Annotated in this window: 15 protein-coding genes; 6 read left to right on the top strand and 9 right to left on the bottom strand. The window is 63.4% G+C overall.

Annotation, left to right across the window (positions count from 1 at the left end; translation table 11 throughout):
• The first annotated feature begins 21 nt into the window (after positions 1-21).
• Positions 22-1,572: an acyl-CoA synthetase gene (locus AC0L2J_RS27030; RefSeq protein WP_473395046.1), complete on the top strand. Its 1,551-nt coding sequence runs from the start codon at positions 22-24 to the stop codon at positions 1,570-1,572.
• Positions 1,573-1,646: 74 nt separating this feature from the next.
• Here AC0L2J_RS27030 and AC0L2J_RS27025 read toward each other — a convergent pair whose 3' ends face one another.
• Together AC0L2J_RS27025 and AC0L2J_RS27020 are read right to left on the bottom strand one after the other, a co-directional pair.
• The gene (locus AC0L2J_RS27025; RefSeq protein ID WP_473395045.1) at positions 1,647-3,167 is read right to left on the bottom strand and encodes a glycosyltransferase family 2 protein; all 1,521 of its coding nucleotides are present in this window, start codon (positions 3,165-3,167) and stop codon (positions 1,647-1,649) included.
• A gap of 48 nt (positions 3,168-3,215) precedes the next feature.
• On the bottom strand, positions 3,216-3,986 hold the full coding sequence (locus tag AC0L2J_RS27020) for a helix-turn-helix transcriptional regulator (protein WP_473249891.1): 771 nt from the start codon (positions 3,984-3,986) through the stop codon (positions 3,216-3,218).
• 183 nt (positions 3,987-4,169) lie between these two features.
• Here AC0L2J_RS27020 and AC0L2J_RS27015 point away from each other — a divergent pair, with 183 nt between their 5' ends.
• The 5 genes from AC0L2J_RS27015 to AC0L2J_RS26995 all read left to right on the top strand — a co-directional run bounded on the left by AC0L2J_RS27015 (position 4,170) and on the right by AC0L2J_RS26995 (position 11,689).
• The gene (locus AC0L2J_RS27015) at positions 4,170-6,431 is read left to right on the top strand and encodes a marine proteobacterial sortase target protein (protein ID WP_473395044.1); all 2,262 of its coding nucleotides are present in this window, start codon (positions 4,170-4,172) and stop codon (positions 6,429-6,431) included.
• Positions 6,432-6,624: 193 nt separating this feature from the next.
• A complete protein-coding gene (locus tag AC0L2J_RS27010; protein ID WP_473395043.1) occupies positions 6,625-7,194 on the top strand; it encodes a class GN sortase in 570 nt (189 codons plus the stop codon).
• Positions 7,195-7,346: 152 nt separating this feature from the next.
• Entirely contained in the window at positions 7,347-8,327 is a 981-nt protein-coding gene (locus tag AC0L2J_RS27005) for a glycosyltransferase family 2 protein (protein ID WP_007615907.1), read from the top strand.
• A 155-nt stretch (positions 8,328-8,482) separates the two neighbouring features.
• Positions 8,483-10,702, top strand: a complete 2,220-nt coding sequence (locus tag AC0L2J_RS27000; RefSeq protein ID WP_473395042.1) for an acetate--CoA ligase family protein — start codon at positions 8,483-8,485, stop codon at positions 10,700-10,702.
• Positions 10,703-10,858: 156 nt separating this feature from the next.
• Positions 10,859-11,689 (top strand): MlaD family protein, encoded by an 831-nt coding sequence (locus tag AC0L2J_RS26995; RefSeq protein ID WP_063996450.1) that lies wholly within the window; start codon positions 10,859-10,861, stop codon positions 11,687-11,689.
• A gap of 67 nt (positions 11,690-11,756) precedes the next feature.
• On the opposite strand, the gene AC0L2J_RS26990 is transcribed toward AC0L2J_RS26995, so the two are convergent.
• The 7 genes from AC0L2J_RS26990 to urtB form a co-directional block, all read right to left on the bottom strand.
• Positions 11,757-12,797: an aliphatic amidase gene (locus tag AC0L2J_RS26990; protein WP_473249886.1), complete on the bottom strand. Its 1,041-nt coding sequence runs from the start codon at positions 12,795-12,797 to the stop codon at positions 11,757-11,759.
• A gap of 46 nt (positions 12,798-12,843) precedes the next feature.
• Entirely contained in the window at positions 12,844-13,206 is a 363-nt protein-coding gene (locus tag AC0L2J_RS26985) for an FmdB family zinc ribbon protein (protein WP_473395040.1), read from the bottom strand.
• Between the two features lie 90 nt (positions 13,207-13,296).
• Positions 13,297-14,526: a formamidase gene (fmdA, locus tag AC0L2J_RS26980; RefSeq protein WP_007615916.1), complete on the bottom strand. Its 1,230-nt coding sequence runs from the start codon at positions 14,524-14,526 to the stop codon at positions 13,297-13,299.
• Positions 14,527-14,553: 27 nt separating this feature from the next.
• Positions 14,554-15,243 carry an urea ABC transporter ATP-binding subunit UrtE gene (urtE, locus tag AC0L2J_RS26975; RefSeq protein WP_473395039.1) on the bottom strand — a complete coding sequence of 230 codons (690 nt, stop codon included), beginning with the start codon at positions 15,241-15,243 and terminating at the stop codon, positions 14,554-14,556.
• An 11-nt stretch (positions 15,244-15,254) separates the two neighbouring features.
• Positions 15,255-16,010 carry an urea ABC transporter ATP-binding protein UrtD gene (gene urtD / locus AC0L2J_RS26970; protein ID WP_007615920.1) on the bottom strand — a complete coding sequence of 252 codons (756 nt, stop codon included), beginning with the start codon at positions 16,008-16,010 and terminating at the stop codon, positions 15,255-15,257.
• A gap of 64 nt (positions 16,011-16,074) precedes the next feature.
• Positions 16,075-17,217 carry an urea ABC transporter permease subunit UrtC gene (gene urtC / locus AC0L2J_RS26965; protein ID WP_007615922.1) on the bottom strand — a complete coding sequence of 381 codons (1,143 nt, stop codon included), beginning with the start codon at positions 17,215-17,217 and terminating at the stop codon, positions 16,075-16,077.
• Between the two features lie 18 nt (positions 17,218-17,235).
• Positions 17,236-18,162 carry an urea ABC transporter permease subunit UrtB gene (urtB, locus tag AC0L2J_RS26960; RefSeq protein ID WP_007615924.1) on the bottom strand — a complete coding sequence of 309 codons (927 nt, stop codon included), beginning with the start codon at positions 18,160-18,162 and terminating at the stop codon, positions 17,236-17,238.
• Between the last annotated feature and the right edge of the window lie 104 nt (positions 18,163-18,266).

The raw sequence follows: 18,266 nt of genomic DNA, 5'->3' as shown, positions 1-18,266 counted from the left end.
CAGACCGCCGAGGAGGAATTCTTGGCCGTTCGTTACTACGACTGGATCGCCCACTATGGCCGCCGCACGCCGAACAAGATTGCGGTGATCGACCTCGCGAGCGAGCGCCGCTTCAGCTATGCGCAGCTCGACGCGCGCATCTCGCGTCTCGCGTCATTTCTGCGCCATACGCTGGAAGTCTCGCGCGGCGAGCGGGTCGCCGTGCTGGCGCTGAATACGACCGATACGCTGGAGGTGCAATTCGCCTGCGGGCGATTAGGTGCGATCTTCGTGCCGCTGAACACCCGCCTCACCGTTCCCGAACTCCAGTTCATCACCGCAGATTGCGCGCCGAAGGTGATGATCCACGACACCGATCTCGCCGAAACGGCGCTTGCCGTCGCAAATCTCTGCGGCATCGAGACGAGCCTGCTGCTTGGCCCCGGCGGGACTTATGAGGCCGGGATCGCCGCCGCAAAGCCGCCTGAGACAATCGAGGAGGTCACCCTCGATGACGTCTCGACCATCATGTACACCTCGGGCACGACGGGTCATCCGAAGGGCGCCACCATCACCCATGGCATGACCTTCTGGAATTGCGTCAATCTCGGCGGCCCCGCCTGCATCGGGCCGTCCTCGGTGCTGCTCACCGTGCTGCCGCTGTTCCACACCGGCGGTCTGAATTGCTACACCAATCCGGTGCTGCATGCCGGCGGCACCGTGATGATCATGCGCGCCTTCGATCCCGGCACGGCGCTTGGTCTCATCAATGATACCGCGCAGGGCATCAACGTGTTCTTCGGCGTGCCCGCGATCTACCAGTTCATGGCCCAGCATCCGGCCTTCGCAACCACCGACCTCGGCCGGCTGATCGTCGGCGGTGTCGGCGGCGCACCAATGCCGGTGCCGCTGCTCAAGGTGTGGGAGGCGCGCGGCGTCGCGCTCCAGCAGGGCTACGGCATGACCGAGACCTCGCCGGCCGTGCTGGTGCTCGACCGCGAGGATGCGGCGCGCAAAGCGGGCTCCGCCGGCAAGCCGGTGCTGCACACGGAAGTGCGGATCGTGCGTCCTGACGCCAGTGACGCCGATGTCGGCGAGCTTGGCGAACTCTGGGTCAAGGGACCGAACATCACGCCCGGTTACTGGAACAGGCCGGAGGCGAACAAGACGTCGTTCACCGACGGCTGGCTGCACACGGGCGACGCGACACGCGTCGACGAGGAAGGTTTCTACTACATCGTTGACCGCTGGAAGGACATGTACATTTCCGGAGGCGAGAACGTTTATCCGGCCGAGGTCGAAAACGTCCTGCACCAGCTCAACGCCATCGCGGAAGCCGCCGTAATCGGCATTCCCGATCCTCAATGGGGCGAGGTCGGCGTCGCCATCGTCGCGGCCAAGCCGGGGCAAAGGCTGACCGAGGCCGATGTCTTCGCGCACTGCGCGGCGAATCTCGCGCGCTTCAAATGTCCGCGACAGGTCCGCTTCGTCGAAGCGTTACCCCGCAACGCCACCGGCAAGATCCACAAGCCGACCTTGCGCAAGGAATTCTCGGTTACTTCCGAAGTCGACAACAAAGCCGCCAACGCCTGATCAAAGCACCCCTCTCGCTGGCGCCTTTCTCTTTCAATGCGCCTGCTCCAACCCAGAAGAAACCCCAAGGGGTTTTAAGGGCCGCTATTCTCTTCGGCGAGCGCGGGGGTTTCCGCGCATTCAATCGCGAGCCTGTCCTGGCCTACATCGATCGCCGCGATCGGCAGGCCGAGACGACGCGAATCGCCGCGGCCCCTGAACACGGGGCATGCCCAGGCGAGGGTGGCGATGCCTGACGGCGGCAGATCGAGGCTCAGTGTGTAGCTGTCATAGCCGGTCGCGACCGCTTCGGGGGCGACGGCCGTGCCGTCGAGATAGAATCGCGTGCCGATCGTATCCAGCGGCGCGCGAAGCGCGGGGCTTCGAACGCGGACGATGGTGCGGCCAGGCATTCCCTTGATCCGAACGGCAGCCTCCGGTTCGCTCCAGCGAAACGTATGACCGACGGAGATCTCCTCGGCATGGAAGCCGATCTGCGCGATAATCTGCTCGCCAAGAAGGCCGCCGGCAGACCGCGTGTATCGCCCGAGACGATGAATGCAATCGAGTCTCTGATGCCGGATCAGCGCGGCGATGTATCGCCGCATCCATCGCGCGATCGCATCGCGCGATCCGACGGTCGTCAGAACGACCAGCACGGCCCGCGCGTACCATGCCCCCAGCCGCGCGAAGCCGCGCGCGCCGAGACTGCCGAGCAGCGCCGGTACGGCCCAACGCCATAACGCCAGCAATTTCTCGCCAGGCCGTCCCCAGCCGCCGCCAGCGAGGCTGTAGCGCAGGAGCGCGTTCAATGCATTGCGGGCGAGCGACGCGCCGGCCTCGCTCCGCGAGCTCCACTCGACCGGAATGTCGAGCAGCTCGCTGCCGGCATCGTTGCGGGCCTCGCTCAGATAGCGAATCTCGCCTTGCACGAAGTCGAGCGTGAATTGCTTCAGCTCGTCGATCTCGCCGACGTAATAGTGATGGAAGCGCGCCTCCTCGAGATAGCCGATGGAATGGCCTCTCGCGTGATAGGCGGCTGCAAGCACCCATTCGGCGAAATGACCGAGCTCCTCGCGCAGGCCGCCGCATTCCCGGTAGACGTCGCGCCGCGTCACGAAACACTGATCCAGGACCTTGCGCCAGGGATGCTGCTTCATACCGAACTCGATGTCGGCCTGGTACATGGCGGCCTCTGCCACGGATAACCGGTTATGGCAGATCGGGATCGAACGGCAGGAAAAGCCGGCCCAGTCGGGATGAGCATCGATCGCGCGAATGCAGAGTTCGATCACGTCGGGTTCGGGCCGGCAGTGCGATTCAGTGAAGAACAGATAGCTGCCGCGCGCCTTCGTCGCGCCGAATGCGCAGAGCCCGATGTCGTGTTCGGAATCGGTGAATTCAAGGCGAGCCCTGTTGCCGGCCAGCGCCTTCAACTGCTCGCGTGCCGTGAAATCCGGCGGCACGACCAAAATGATCTCGTAGAGCGATTTGTCGGCAGTCTGCGACGTCCAGCCAAGCCAGGACATCTCCCACTGCCCGCGGTGAGATTCGAGCGGGATAATGATTGAGAACAGCGGAGATTCGCCGTCGTAGAGTGCGGGCGCGTCCTGCATGTCCCCTTATAGACGCATGCTGCGTCGTTCCGGATAATTTCTTGCGGACTATACCGACAGAAACAGCGCGAACGATTCTTCCACCGTTCGGCGCAGATGCTTTTGGTACAATTCGTGGTTAGCATCGCCGGGCGCGACCCGACCCAGCGAGGGCTTCGCGAAGTTTCGGAACGGCACATAGGCGATCGGCGCTGCGATCGGCGTCAGCTGCGAGCCGGGACCGGCGCGGAGCGTCGAGATGATCCCGTACATCTCGCCGGCGACCGTCGGCCGCGACACAGTGATCACGCGATGCTGGCCGTGCTTGATGATGACGAGATAGATGAAGCCGGACTGATGCGGCACGGCGACTTCGCCGGTGTGTTCATAGGCGGCATCAGTCCGCTCCCCCTCGCGGAACACCAGTGAAGAGACTTTCGGCTCCCAGACGATCTCGGTGCGGTAGGCGAAGATCGCGTCCTTGTCGCCGAACGACGGTCGCAACGTGATGTAGACGTCCTCGAGCCAGGTCACCGCGCGATGCGCATAGGAGCCGAGGCTGTCGGGGGCGACATCGTTTGCGGCCGGAGGCGTCACCACGGCGGCGCTTCTGCGCAGGGAGACGCCGAGCGCCTGCTCCAGCCGCACTGTGGTTGCCAGCGTGAACGGCCGTCGACCGCCGAGCACCTTCTCCAGCGTCGACAGGCTGAGCTTGGCCTGCTCGGCCAGCGCCTGCCGGGAAATCCGGCGCCTGGCGAGCTCCTCACGGATGGTCTCCGCAATCTCGCGGCTCTGCTCGTCCGACAGCTGCTTGTCGGTGAATTTGTCCTGCGTCTGCATCGTGGCCCTGCTCCAGGACGACATCCTAGCAGGGCGGACAAACCAGCACAAAACCACACTTGGCCACCCGGCGGCGGCCCACGCGGGCCGGCCGCGGCGGATCATTGCCGATCATTCTGCTCGCGAAATCGGGCCGTCCCGGCGGATGCTCGAGGCCAGCGAACAACCTCGGGAGCAGGCCAAATGGATACCTACGACACGATGGACAGTAACGAACACCCTTGGCTGGGCAGACTTATCGTGGTCGGACTGTTCCTTCTGGCGCAGGGCATCGCGGTGATGCTGGTCGCCTTCGTGGCCCTGCTGGTGAGCTTGGAGCCGGGCTGGTCGGCGACGACGGAGCAGGCCAGCCTGCTCCAGCCCGGCGATGCCAAATCCGGGTCTCTCCTCCTCAAGGAGGACGGCGCCTACACGGAAGCGATCCGCCTCGGCATCGACGTCGACATCACGGTATCAGGCCCGACGCTGCGCGCCCGCGTCACCCAGATCTTCCGCAATCCGACCAAGGACTGGGTCGAGGCGACCTATGTCTATCCGCTCCCCGCCGGCGGGGCCGTCGATTCGCTGAAGATGGTGGTCGGCAACCGCGTCATCGTCGGCGACATCAAGGAGCGGCAGCAGGCGCGCGTGATCTACGAAGAGGCGCGTCGGGCCGGCCAGAAGGCCGCGCTCACCGAGCAGGAGCGGCCGAACATCTTCACCAACTCTGTCGCCAATATCGGCCCAGGCGAAACCGTGCTGGTGCAGATCGAATATCAGGAGCCGGTGCATCAATCCGGCAACGAATATTCGCTGCGGCTGCCGCTGGTGGTCGGGCCGCGCTACAATCCGGCGCCGATCGTCCAGAGCGTCGATTTCCGCAACGACGGCTCCGGCTGGGGCGCGACGAACTCGGACCCGGTGCCGGACCGCGACCGCATCTCGCCGCCCGTGCTGGATCCCGCCAGGAATGCGCCGCTCAATCCGACCAGCATCACGGTGCGCCTGAACGCCGGCTTTGCGCTCGGCGAGGTCAAGAGCTCCCACCACACCGTCAAGGTCGAGAGCCCGGACAATACGACGCGAATCGTCACGCTTGCCGACGGTGCCGTGCCTGCCGATCGCGATTTCGAACTGACCTGGAAGCCGGCCGCCGTGAAGGCGCCGTCGGTCGGTTTGTTCCGCGAGCGCGTCGGCGACGCCGATTATCTGCTCGCCTTCGTCACCCCGCCCGCCGCCGAGCAGGCGACGCAGAAGCCACGGCCGCGGGAAGTGATATTCGTGATCGACAATTCCGGCTCGATGGGCGGCACGTCGATCGTTCAGGCCAAGGCGAGCCTCACCTACGCGCTCTCCCGTCTCCAGCCCACCGACCGTTTCAACGTCATCCGTTTCGACGACACCATGGACGTGCTGTTTCCGGCCTCCGTGGCGGCGGATGCCGAGCGTGTCGGTGAAGCCACCTCGTTCGTCAGCGCGCTGCAGGCGCGTGGCGGCACCGAAATGGTGCCGGCGATGCGGGCCGCGCTGACTGACAAGCTCGGCGACGCCAGCATGGTTCGCCAGGTCGTATTTCTGACCGATGGTGCGATCGGCAACGAGCAGCAATTGTTCGAAACGATCACGGCGATGCGCGGCCGCTCGCGCGTGTTCATGGTCGGCATCGGGTCGGCGCCCAACACCTATCTGATGACGCGCGCCGCCGAGCTCGGCCGCGGTGCCTTCACCCATATCGGCTCCGTCGAGCAGGTCGAGGAGCGCATGCGCGGCCTGTTTGCCAAGCTCGAGAACCCGGCCGTGACCGGCCTGAGCGCAAAGTTCTCCGAAGCCAAGGCCGACGTCACACCGACGATCATTCCCGACCTCTATCGCGACGAGCCCCTGGTGCTGGCGGCAAAGCTCGACACGCTCGCGGGCTCGGTCGAGATCAAGGGCCGCGTCGGCGACCGCCCATGGTCGGTGACGCTGCCGCTGCAAAATGCGGCGGAAGGCAAAGGCCTATCGAAGCTTTGGGCCAAGCGCAGGATCGCCGATGCCGAAGTGGCGCGCACCCTGCGCGAGATGACGCCCGAAGATTCCGACAAGGCAATCCTGGCACTGGCGCTCGACCATCAGATCGTCACCCGGCTCACCAGCCTCGTCGCGGTCGACAAGACGCCGAGCCGTCCCGAAGGCGAGCCGCTCAAGCCCAGCGAATTGCCGATCAACCTGCCGGCCGGTTGGGATTTCGCGAAGGTCTTTGGCGAACGACAGCAGGTCCCGGCGCAGCTCCGCGAGCGTCACGCCGATGCACGCAACCAGCCGGCCACGAGACGGCCGACGCCCGCTGCACCGGATGCGATCCGCCTGCCCAAAACCGCGACCTCGGCGGAGCTGAAAATGACCGCAGGCCTGATCCTGGTCGTGCTCGCCCTGATCCTGTTCGTGTTCAACCGGCGTCAGTCCTTGCTCACTGACGCCGCTTGAGAGAGGAGCCCCCCGAACTCCTCTGTTAGCGCGCGCGGCTGCCCGTCCCACACCAACGGCCGCGCGCGCCTTTTTGAACACGCCCTCTCAACTTCGTCATTGCGAGCGAAGCGAAGCAATCCAGAAATTCATCCACGGAAACAGTCCGGATTGCTTCGTCGCTTCGCTCCTCGCAATGACGGGAATTAGTACAATGCCCCGCCTCATCTCTCCCCTGGCTCTCGCCCTGATCGGCATCATCCTGTTCGGCGACGGCGCCTACATCCATGCCAAAGCGTGGCTCGCGCAGGTGCTGCTGGAGCGCGCGTTCGACCGGAGCGTTGCGACCGGCGAGGTGGTCAGGCCATGGTCCTGGGCCGATACCTGGCCGGTCGCACGGATCGAGGTGAGGCGGATCGGCGCCAGCGCGATCGTGCTGGAAGGCGCGAGCGGCCAGGCGCTCGCTTTCGGTCCCGGCCATATCCGCCAAACGGCTGACGCGGGCGAGCGGGGCGTTGCCGTATATGCAGCGCACCGCGACACTCATTTCCGCTTCCTGCGGAATGTCGCCATTGGTGACTTGATCGATGTCACACGCAGTGATGGCAAGCACTTTCGTTTTCGCGCGGATTCCTCCGCTGTGGTTCGCTTCGATGCCTCGGGCATCGATCCCGCGGCACGGGCTACCGAACTCGTGCTCGCGACCTGCTGGCCGTTCGACGCCGTCGCCTCCGGCCCCGAGCGCTACATCTTGCATGCCACCCTGATCGGAACCGATGAATAGCGGTTCGCAATCGATCCGCACCGCCCTCTTGAATCCGCCCGGCCTGTAGGGACAATCCCGCTTGATGGAACCGCTGAACCGGCGCCGCCGACGGGAGACTTATCAGAACGGCCCATTGAGCATTTTCGCTGCAATTTGCGAGAAGAACGGTGATGGATGAGGAGTTCAGGCAGCGTCTCGAACAGCTCGAAAACCGCGTCGCGCTCCTGGAGAGGAACCAGGATCTTATCGCCGCCGGACAAAGACGCTCCTCGCTTCGGAGCCTCTGGCGCCGCCCGCCAATGTGGACTTTCGAGCAATATCCGCCGCGCCTGCTCAACCTGACGGCTTTCCCGCCAGCACCTGCGATCCATTCGGGCGCGCCCAGAATCGCGATGGTCACTCCGAGCTACAACCATGCGCAATATCTCGGCGCCACGATCGACAGCATCGTCAGCCAGAACTATCCGGACCTGTATTATCACGTGCAGGACGGCGCCTCGATCGACGGCACGCTCGATCTCCTGAAGAGGCGCGGCGATAGCCTGAGCTGGAGCAGCGAACCGGACAAGGGGCAATCCAGCGCCATCAATCTCGGCTTCGCCGGCATCAAGAGCGAGATCATGGCCTATCTCAACAGCGACGACATGCTGCTGCCCGGGACGCTTGCCTATGTCGCAAATTACTTCATCGCACATCCGCGTGTCGACGTCGTCTACGGCCATCGCGTCTTCATCGATCGCGAGGGACTCGAGGTGGGCCGCGCCGTCCTGCCGCCCCATGACGGCAGGGCGCTGCGATATGCCGACTACATTCCGCAAGAGACGATGTTCTGGCGCAAGCGCGTCTGGGACAGGATCGGGCCGATCGACGAGAGCTTACACTACGCGATGGACTGGGACTTCATCCTTCGAGCGCAAGCCGCAGGATTCAAATTCGCACGCTTGCCGCGATTTCTCGCCTGTTTCCGAATCCATGACGCACAAAAGACGGCATCTACCTATGCGATCGGCGTCAGGGAGATGGGCGTCCTGCGGCGACGCATTCTCGGCTTCGAACCGACACAGATGCAGATCCGGCGCGCCATCGCTCCTTATCTGGCGAAGCAGTTGGCCTATCACTACGCCTACAAGCTCGGCATCCTGAGATACTGAACGACGGCGCGAGCAGTAATCCCAAGATGTCGATCACCACCGATGCGCGCTCATTCCACCGCACGGCATACCTGCCCACGTGGTTGCCAGTCCGAAGGACTCGCCATAGAACAGAGTGACACACCGCCAACAAGAACAACAGGTGAGGTCACACCATGGAAGCTCGCGTATCTGCCGCCTCCGCTTCGTCGCGCCCATGGTCTCCGTCGCCCGATGCCAGCGACATCGTCAAGGGCATCCACGCCATGCTGCATCCGCGCAACATCGTGCTGGTGGGCGCGACCGACAAGCCCGGCAACTATGCCGAGCGCATCTGGAACAATTTGGTCAAATACGGCTACGAGGGCGGGCTCTATCCGGTCAATGCCAAACGCGACACCATCTGGGGTGTCCCCTGCTACAAGGACTTTACAAGCCTCCCGGAGAAGCCCGACCACGTGCTGGTGCTGGTACCTGCGCGCTTTGCCGTGCAGGTGATCCGCGATGCCGCCGCGGCCGGCGCGCGCTCGGCCACCATCGTCACCTCGGGCTTCAGCGAGTTGCAGGACGAGGAAAGCCAGAAGCTCGCCGCCGAACTGCAAGCGGCCGTGCGCGAGACGGGATTGGCGGTCACCGGCCCGAACTGCCTCGGCAATTTGAGCGCGGGCGAGAAGCTCTTCACCAATATCGATGACCGTATCGTCACCATGGAACAGGGCGCGGTGGCGATTGCCGGACAATCCGGCGCCATCGTCATGGCGATCCGCCAGGCCCTGGAAGATCGCGGCGTCGGGGTCGGCTACATGGTGACGACTGGCAACGAGGCCGGGCTCGAGACGCCGGACCTGATGCGCTATTTCGCCGAGGATCCGAGCATCAAGGTGATCGTGGTCTACCTCGAAGGCGTGCGCAACACCAAGGCATTCCGGGACGCCTGCAAGGCGGCGCGCGCCGCGAGCAAACCGGTGATCGCGCTCAAGCTCGGAGCGTCCGAGGGTGGCCGCGCGGCGGCGATGGCACACACCGGCGCGCTTGCGGGCTCGATCGAGACATTCGACGCCATTGCAACGCGCGAAGGGGTCATCAGGGTCGGTGGGCTCGACGAACTGATCGAGACCACCGAATGCTTCGTCCATGCCGCTGTGCCCAGGGGCGACCAACTCGCCGCAGTGACACTATCTGGCGGCAAGCGCGGCATGCTGATCGATGCCTTCGATGCAGAAGGCCTGAATTTCGCACCACTCAGCTCGCATGTCGGCTCGGAGCTGGCAAAGATGCTCGGGCCGGGTTCGATCGTCGGCAATCCGCTCGACGCTGGCTTTGCCGCGGTGGTCGATCCTTCCGTCTACATGAAATCGATCGGGCTGATGATCGACGATCCCGATATCGACATCGTCATCATCGATGCCGAGCTGCCGAAAGCGCCGCACGAGCTGCGCGAGCGCAATCTGCGCATTGTCGACGAGATGGCGAGCCGGGCCGGCAAGCCGGTGATCTATATCAGCGCGATGTCGATCGGCTTCACCGAGTTCACCAAGACCTTGCGCAAGTCGCTGCCACATCTCGCGGTCATGCAAGGCATGGATCGCGCGGTGACCGCGATAAAGTCGCTGCTCGACTACGCCAAGCTACGCAAGGAAGTGCCTGATGTCGTCTCGAGCTCGAAGCCTGCCGCGCGTGCCGTGCTGGAGAAGGCGCTGAAATCGGCAACCGGCGCCGCACTCGACGAGGTCGCCTCGAAGAAGCTCCTGAAGGCCTATGGCATCCCGATCTCGAAGGAGGCAATCGCACAGACGGCAGCCGAGGCCGTGAAGATCGCCAAGCAGATCGGCTTCCCAGTCGTGGCCAAAGTCGTCAGCGCCGAGATCCTGCACAAATCAGACATCGGCGGCGTGGTGCTGAATCTCAGCAACCCGGCCGAGGTGAAAAAGGCGTTCGCCGACATCACCGCGCGCGTGAACAAGCTGAAGGGCAAGCCGAAGCTCGACGGCATCCTGATCGCGCAACACGTCAAGGCCGATCTGGAGCTCGTGGTCGGTGCCTCCCTCGATGCCGAGATGGGTCCGGTCGTGCTGTTCGGCACCGGCGGCATCGACATCGAGCTGATGAAGGACGTGGCGCTCGCCGGTGCGCCGCTGGACGAGGCCGAGGCCCGGCTCCTGATCGGTCGCACCAAGGCGGGTATCAAGCTGCGCGGCTATCGCGGCAAGCCGGCCTTGCACGAGGCCTCCGCGGTGAAGGCGCTGGTGGGTCTGTCCAACCTGATCGCGGATGCCGGTGACCGGATCGCCTCGATTGACGTCAATCCGTTCCTGATCAATGCCAGGACCGGCGTCGCCGTCGATGCCCTCATCGTGCTGAACAATGCTGCGGCAAAAGGCGCGGCCGGGCATTGATGTCGCGCAGGGCGGATTGGCGCAGCGTAATCCGCCAAATCGGTCCAAGGCCGCACGAGGCGTTGGCGGGTTACGCTTCGCTAACTAACCCGCCCTACGTACTTAGCATAGCGGGCTCCTTCCAACTTCCCTCGTTTGGCCGTAAAATCACCCAGCATGGCACGCGCGAGCAATCTGGTGATCGGAACGGCGACGCTGGCGGTGATCGCCGTGGCGTTCGGCGGCGTGCTCGGCGTGCAGAAATGGCGCACCCTCCAGAGCCGCAGCCAGTTACGCGTGGTATTCGAGGGCGGCTCGGCCAGCGGATTGCGGCGCGGCGGGCCGGTCAATTTCGACGGTGTTCCCGCTGGCCAGATCCTGTCGATCAAGCTGGACAATCCGCGCAAGGTCGTGGCCCTGGTGATGCTCGACAATACCGCGCCGATCCGCAAGGACACCGTCGCGGGCATCGAGTTCCAGGGTCTCACCGGCGTCGCCGCGGTCTCGCTGATCGGTGGCGCGCCCTCCGCGCCGCCAGTGCCGCTGGACTCGGACGGCGTCCCCGTGCTGACCGCCGATCTCAGCGACGCCGAATCTATCGTCGACACCCTGCATAGTGTCGACCGCACAATCGTCAGCAACGCACCGGCGATCAAGGAGGGCCTGCGCACGTTCGAGAACTACACCGCCGATCTCAGGAGCAAGGGCGGCGAAATCGATTCCGTCATGGCCAAGGTCGACAGCGCCTTCGCGGGCTTCGACAAGGCGGTCACAAAGATCGAAGGCGTCGTGCCCGGCTTTGCCGACGGCAAGGCGGATGAGCTGTTCGAAAAGATCCAGGGATTGCACGAGCTCGCCGACACCATGAGAAAGAAATCGGCAAACTTCCTCGAGGACATCCGTCGCTCACTGCTCGACGTCAGCGAGGCCGCCAACAAGATGAGCGGGACACCCACACCGGCTGCCGCTCCGCGACCGCCGCGCAAGCCGGCGCGGCAGAAACGGTAGACCCTCAGCACGCGTTGTGCACGACGCCCGTGCCGGCGCAGGACCGGGTGGTCGATGCAGCCATGGCTCAGTAGTTGCTCGGCGCCGCTTCATTGGGGATGCCGTCGATCGGGCATTCGGCGGTCCCGGGCGTCGCACGCGTCATCGCCTCGACCATGTCCCTTGTGCCCTCGGGATCGGCGATCCAGTTCTTGTAGAAATCATAGGGGCAGGCGGCGACGCCGCGCGGGCTTTCGCCGGAATTGATCATGCCGGTGTAGCCGCGATGGACCAGCTTGTAGAGATGGTTCTGCGACTGGCCGTTGCGGCGCGCATCGCGGATCAGATGCTTCGACAGCTGGGCATATTGGATGCCGTAGTCCTCCTCGCCGCACTCACCGAGGGTGCGGCCATCGAAACCGATGATCGCGGAGTGACCGAAATAGGAATAGACCCCGTCGAAGCCGGCGGCGTTGGCGACCGCGACATAGACGTTGTTGGCCCACGCCATCGCCTTGGAGATCATGACCTGCTGCTCCTTGGCCGGATACATGTAGCCCTGGCAGCGCACGATCAACTCGGCCCCCTTCATGGCGCAGTCGCGCCAGATCTCCGGGAAGTTGCCGTCGTCGCAGATGATCAGGCTGACCTTCATCCCTTTCGGGCCGTCGGAGACATAGGTGCAATTGCCGGGATACCAGCCCTCGATCGGCACCCACGGCATGATCTTGCGGTACTTCTGCACGATCTCACCCTGGTCGTTCATCAGGATCAGGGTGTTGTAGGGCGCCTTGTTCGGATGCTCCTCGTGGCGCTCGCCGGTCAGCGAGAATACGCCCCACACCTTGGCCTTGCGGCAGGCTTCCGCAAAAATCGCGGTCTCTTCACCGGGCACCGCGCAAGCGGTCTCATACATCTCCTTGGAATCGTACATGATGCCCTGGGTCGAGTATTCCGGGAAAATCACCAGATCCATGCCGGGAAGGCCGGTCTTCATGCCCATCACCATGTCGGCGATCTTGCGGGCGTTGTCGAGCACCTCGGCCTTGGTGTGCAGGCGGGGCATCTTGTAGTTGACCACCGCGACGCCGACGGTGTCGTTGCTGCTGGAGATGTCACCGTGAAGCATTTGAATTGCTCCTCTACTCTGTTTCTGTTTGGGAGAGCCGGGTAAATCAGTGACTGATCATCCAGGGCCGCGCGGTAGGGAAGCCCTTGGCGCCGCTTCTGGTCTTGGTCACCAGCCGCGCCGGCTTTTTCTTGTCCGATGAGTTTTTTCCCGTGGAGCAGCAGCCGCAACCGGGACCGTGCGAGGCCTTGTATTGCGCCAGCGTCTGCGGCGCGTGCGTGCTGCGCTCGTTGACGGCGTGAGCCTTGCGGGTCTCCGACGGCATGCAGAAGAAGTTCGGGGCGGTCAGGATAACGCGCGGCGCCATGATTTCACATTGTGGGCAGACCTGCGGATCGTCGCATTCGGCCATCGGGCGCATATCCTTGAACGGACCGCAACCGTCACAGAGATATTCATAGACCGGCATCGCATCATCCCTACGCTGTTGTCTGTGAGAGAACTGCCGCGGCGGATGCGGGGCGGCAGATACACCGTCCCGCACCCCGTCACGCAGGGATTATTTGTCGGGTGAGATCGGCATCTGGATATCGCCCTTGATGTGCTTGATAGGTCCTGCCGAGGACGGCATCACGTCGAAGTCGAAGATCTCCGTCGGTAGCCATAGCGTGGCGCAGGCATTGGGCACGTCGACCACGCCGGAGATGTGGCCCTGAACCGGTGCCGTGCCGAGGATCGAATAGGCCTGGGCACCGGAGTAGCCGAACTTCTTCAGATATTCGATCGCATTCAGGCAGGCCTGGCGATAGGCGATGGTGACGTCGAGATAGTGCTGCTTGCCGGCCTCGTCGACCGAAATGCCCTCGAAGATCAGATAGTCCTTGTAATTCGGCGTGATCGGCGACGGCTTGAAGATCGGATTCTTGACACCGTACTTCGCCATGCCGTCCTTGATCACCTCGACCTTCAAATGCAGCCAGCCCGCCATCTCGATCGCGCCGCAGAAGGTGATCTCGCCGTCGCCCTGGCTGAAGTGCAGATCGCCCATCGAGAGACCAGCACCGGGTACGTAGACCGGGAAGTAGATCTTCGAGCCGCGCGAAAGGTCCTTGATGTCGCAATTGCCGCCATGCTCCCGCGGCGGCACGGTCCGCGCGCCTTCGGCGCCGATCTTGTCCTTGACGTCGCCCTTGGCGCGGCCGCCATGGGCGGTCGGCGCGAACGGCGGATTGGCGAGGCCGGGCACGCGGGTCGGATTGGTCGCGATCAGCTCGGCCTCGCGCTTGTTCCAGGTATCCAGCATCTTCGGATCGGGCAGACAGCCGATCAGGCCAGGATGGATCAGGCCGGCGAAATTGACGCCCGGAATATGCCGCGACGAGGTGTAGAGGCCCTTGATGTCCCAGATCGACTTCTGCGCCAGCGGGAAATGATCCGTGAGGAAGCCGCCGCCGTTCTGCTTGGAGAAGAAGCCGTTGAAGCCCCACATGCTCTCCTTCATCGGACCGACGTCGAGCAGATCGACGACGAGGAGGTCGCCGGGCTCGGCGCCCTTGACGCCGATCGGGCCCGAGAGGAAGTGCACGATCGATAGATCGATGTCGCGCACGTCGTCGGCGGAATCGTTGTTCTTGATGAAACCGCCGGTCCAGTCATAAGTCTCGATGATGAAGTCGTCGCCTGGATTGACCCAGGCCACGATCGGAATGTCGGGGTGCCAGCGGTTATGCACCATGTCATTTTCATAGGCCGATTTGGTGAGATCGACCTTGATCAGTGTCTCTGGCATCGAGATGCTCCCCTTTTACACGGTTGGTTAGACGGACAGATATTTCGAGACCTGCGCGGCATCGACGGCGTCGCGCGGATCGTCGCGGACGATCTCGCCGTTCTCGATCACCAGCACGCGGTCGGCGATATCGAGTGCGAAGCTCAGGACCTGCTCGGACACGACGATCGAAAGCCCCTTCTCATCGCGGATGCGCTTGAGCGTGCGCGCCATCTCCTTGATGATCGACGGCTGGATTCCTTCGGTCGGCTCGTCCAGCAGCAGCACTTTTGGCTTGGTCGCCAGCGCGCGCGCGATCGCAAGTTGTTGCTGCTGGCCGCCGGAGAGATTGCCGCCGCGGCGGTCCTTCATCTCCAGCAGCACCGGAAACAGTTCGTAGATGTCACCAGGGACCTCAGTTCCGCCGGAGACCACGAGGCCGGTCTCGATGTTCTCCTTCACCGTCATGGTCGAGAAGATCATGCGGCCCTGCGGCACATAGGCGAGGCCCTTGGCCACCCGCTCGTAGCTCGGCTGGCTGCCGAGCTCGGCACCGTCCATGGTCACCGAGCCGCTCTTCGCCGGCAGGATGCCCATCAGCGATTTCATCAGCGTGGTCTTGCCCATGCCGTTGCGGCCCATGATCGCCACGATCTCGTTGGGCGCGACCTTGACGTTGAGCCCGTGCAGCACCTCGCTCTGGCCGTAGGCGACGTGAAGATCAGAAATAGCCAGCATCGTCGCGCTCCTTAGTGACCGAGATAAACTTCGACGACCTTGGGGTCGTTCTTCACCTTCTCCATGGTCCCTTCCGACAGGATCTGGCCCTGGTGAAGCACGGTGACCTTGTGCGCGATGTCCTCGACGAACTTCATGTCGTGCTCGATGACGAGCACCGAGCGGTTTTTGATGATGCGGTTGAGCAGCTCGGCGGTCTTGGCGCGCTCGGACACGCTCATGCCGGCGACCGGCTCGTCGAGCATTAGCAGGTCCGGGTCCTGGATCAGCAGCATGCCGATCTCGAGCCATTGCTTCTGGCCGTGGCTGAGCAGATCGGCATTCACGTTCAGCCGATCCTTCAGGAAGATCATCTCGGCGACCTCATGCACCCGGTCGCGTACGGCGGCGTCGCGCGTGAAGGTCAGCGCCCCGAACACCGAGCGTCCGCGCGGATAGGAGATTTCCAGATTCTCGAACACCGTGAGATCGTCGTAAATCGACGGGTTCTGGAATTTGCGACCGACCCCGGTTTTGACGATCTCGTTCTCTCTCATCCGCGTCAGCTCCTTGCCGCGGAACTGGATCGAACCGGAGGTCGCTTTGGTCTTGCCGCAGATCAGGTCGAGCACGGTGGTCTTGCCGGCGCCGTTGGGACCGATGATGACGCGGATCTCGTTCTCATCCACATAGAATGAGAGATCGTTGACCGCCTTGAACCCGTCGAACGACACGGTCAGCGCTTCGACGGCGAGCAGGAATTCCTTGGGCTGATGACCGACGAGCATGATCTATCTCCTCACCGCCAGCATGGCATCGGCATCGTGATGACCTAAGAGCATGATGATCTCCTCACTCGGCCGGGGCGCCGTCGGCGACCGAGCTGTCGGTCCAGCCTTCGGGTTTCGGTTTGCGCGACGAGATCAGGCTGTCGATGCGCGGCTGCACATAATCGCCCCAGATCCCGGCAAGGCCGTTGGGAAAGGCCAGCACGACGGCGATGAACAGCCCGCCCAGTCCGAACAGCCACAATTCGGGAAAGGTTTCCGACAGACTGGTCTTGGCGAAATTGACCAGCAGCGTGCCGTAGACCGCGCCGAGGATCGACAAGCGGCCGCCAACCGCCGTGTAGATCACCATTTCGATTGACGGCACGATGCCGACGAAGGACGGCGACATGAAGCCGACATTGAGGGCGAACATGGCGCCGCCGATTGCGGCGAACACGGCGGCGACGCAGAAGGCGAAGATCTTGAAGTTGGCGACGCTGTAGCCGGAGAAGCGGACGCGGTCCTCCTTCTCCCGCATCGCGACCAGGATGCGCCCGAGCTTGGAGTGCCGGACGAATTGCGCGATCATGATGCAGGCAAACAGGCACCCGACCTCGAAGAAATACAGCACGATTTTGGCGTGGTCGGGACGGATGTCCCATCCTTTCAGCGTCCGCAAATCGGTCATGCCGTTGATGCCGCCGGTGTAGCCCTGCTGGCCCACGATCAGGATGGTCAGGATGGCCGCGACCGCCTGCGTTATGATGGCGAAATACGTGCCGCCGACACGGCGCTTGAACATCGCAGTGCCGATGATGAGAGCAAATATGCCGGGGACGAGAATGATGGCGGCGATCGTGAAGGTCAGGCTGCTGAAAGGCTTCCAGAACAGCGGCAGCGCGGTGATCTGATTCCAGTCCATGAAATCGGGAATGCCGGGGGTCGACTGGATCTTGGTGTTCTCCACGCTCGAGGCTTCGAGCTTGAGAAACATCGCCATGCAGTAGCCGCCGAGCCCAAAGAACACGCCTTGGCCAAGGCTGAGAATGCCGCCATAACCCCAGCAGACCACCAGCCCCAGCGCGACGAAAGCGTAAGTCAGGTATTTTGCGACCAGGTTGAGCCTGAAGACATCGAGCGTGAGCGGCAGCACCACCACCAGGAAGACCGCGAGCACCAGAATTCCGATGAGCTCCGATCGATTGAAGAAGCGATTGTCGGTCATTGCATCAGCCCCAGTTTCTCACTTGCGAACCTTGAGGGCGAACAGCCCCTGCGGCCGCAGCATCAGGATTCCGACAACGGCGAGCAGCGTCAGTACCTTGGCCATCGAGCCCGACATGAAGAACTCGAGGGTGGATTGGGTCTGCGAGATCGAGAAGGCCGATGCGATGGTGCCGAGCAGGCTTGCCGCGCCGCCGAACACGACCACCAGGAACGTATCGACGATGTAGAGCTGTCCGGAGGTCGGCCCGGTCGAGCCGATCATCGTAAAGGCGCTCCCGGCGACACCGGCAATGCCGCAGCCGAGGCCGAAAGTGTAGCGATCCACCTTTTCGGTGTTGATGCCGACGGCACCGGCCATGATGCGGTTCTGCACGACGGCGCGCACCTGCCGACCCCAGCGCGATTTGTACATCACGTAGGCGACGCCGACGGTGATCAGGAGGGTGAGGCACATCACGAAGACACCGTTGATCGGCACTTCGATGCTGTCGGTCACGTGCAGCGAGCCAAGCATCCATTGCGGCAGCTCGACGCCGACCTCGCGCGCGCCGAACACGGAGCGATAGGCCTGTTGCAGGATCAGGCTGAGGCCCCAAGTCGCAAGCAGCGTGTCGAGCGGGCGCTTGTAGAGATGCCGTATCAGCACCCACTCCACCAGCATCCCCAGCGCACCGGATGCGACAAAGGCCAGGATCATCGCGAGAAAGAAGTAGCCGCTGAACAGGCTCGGCAAATTGGATTGGAAGAAACTCGAGGTCATCCAGGTGACGTAGGCCCCAAGGATCATGAACTCGCCATGGGCCATGTTGATGACGCCCATCTGGCCGAAGATGATCGCAAGACCCAGCGCCATCAGGACGTAGACGGAGAACAGGATCAGTCCTGCAAAGCCCTGCATGACGAAGATGGAGCCAAGGTCACCAAGCGAGTAGTCGCCGAACATCGATGTCCTCCGTCGGGAAAGGGTCCCGGGGGGGGGGGGGGGGGGGGGGGGGGGGGGGGGGGGGGGGGGGGGGGGGGGGGGGGGCGGGGGGGGGCGGGGGGGGG

It is taken from the genome of Bradyrhizobium sp. MV1.5, from assembly GCF_055807615.1.
This window is presented reverse-complemented; position numbering and strand designations above follow the sequence as displayed.

What these genes read in the sequence shown, in the direction of transcription:
- AC0L2J_RS27025 (WP_473395045.1), bottom strand. Translation starts at nt 3,167, where the DNA reads ATGCAGGACGCGCCCGCACTCTACGACGGCGAATCTCCGCTGTTCTCA.
- AC0L2J_RS27020 (WP_473249891.1), bottom strand. Translation starts at nt 3,986, where the DNA reads ATGCAGACGCAGGACAAATTCACCGACAAGCAGCTGTCGGACGAGCAG.
- AC0L2J_RS27015 (WP_473395044.1), top strand. Translation starts at nt 4,170, where the DNA reads ATGGATACCTACGACACGATGGACAGTAACGAACACCCTTGGCTGGGC.
- AC0L2J_RS27010 (WP_473395043.1), top strand. Translation starts at nt 6,625, where the DNA reads ATGCCCCGCCTCATCTCTCCCCTGGCTCTCGCCCTGATCGGCATCATC.
- AC0L2J_RS27005 (WP_007615907.1), top strand. Translation starts at nt 7,347, where the DNA reads ATGGATGAGGAGTTCAGGCAGCGTCTCGAACAGCTCGAAAACCGCGTC.
- AC0L2J_RS27000 (WP_473395042.1), top strand. Translation starts at nt 8,483, where the DNA reads ATGGAAGCTCGCGTATCTGCCGCCTCCGCTTCGTCGCGCCCATGGTCT.
- AC0L2J_RS26995 (WP_063996450.1), top strand. Translation starts at nt 10,859, where the DNA reads ATGGCACGCGCGAGCAATCTGGTGATCGGAACGGCGACGCTGGCGGTG.
- AC0L2J_RS26990 (WP_473249886.1), bottom strand. Translation starts at nt 12,797, where the DNA reads ATGCTTCACGGTGACATCTCCAGCAGCAACGACACCGTCGGCGTCGCG.
- AC0L2J_RS26985 (WP_473395040.1), bottom strand. Translation starts at nt 13,206, where the DNA reads ATGCCGGTCTATGAATATCTCTGTGACGGTTGCGGTCCGTTCAAGGAT.
- fmdA (WP_007615916.1), bottom strand. Translation starts at nt 14,526, where the DNA reads ATGCCAGAGACACTGATCAAGGTCGATCTCACCAAATCGGCCTATGAA.
- urtE (WP_473395039.1), bottom strand. Translation starts at nt 15,243, where the DNA reads ATGCTGGCTATTTCTGATCTTCACGTCGCCTACGGCCAGAGCGAGGTG.
- urtD (WP_007615920.1), bottom strand. Translation starts at nt 16,010, where the DNA reads ATGCTCGTCGGTCATCAGCCCAAGGAATTCCTGCTCGCCGTCGAAGCG.
- urtC (WP_007615922.1), bottom strand. Translation starts at nt 17,217, where the DNA reads ATGACCGACAATCGCTTCTTCAATCGATCGGAGCTCATCGGAATTCTG.
- urtB (WP_007615924.1), bottom strand. Translation starts at nt 18,162, where the DNA reads ATGTTCGGCGACTACTCGCTTGGTGACCTTGGCTCCATCTTCGTCATG.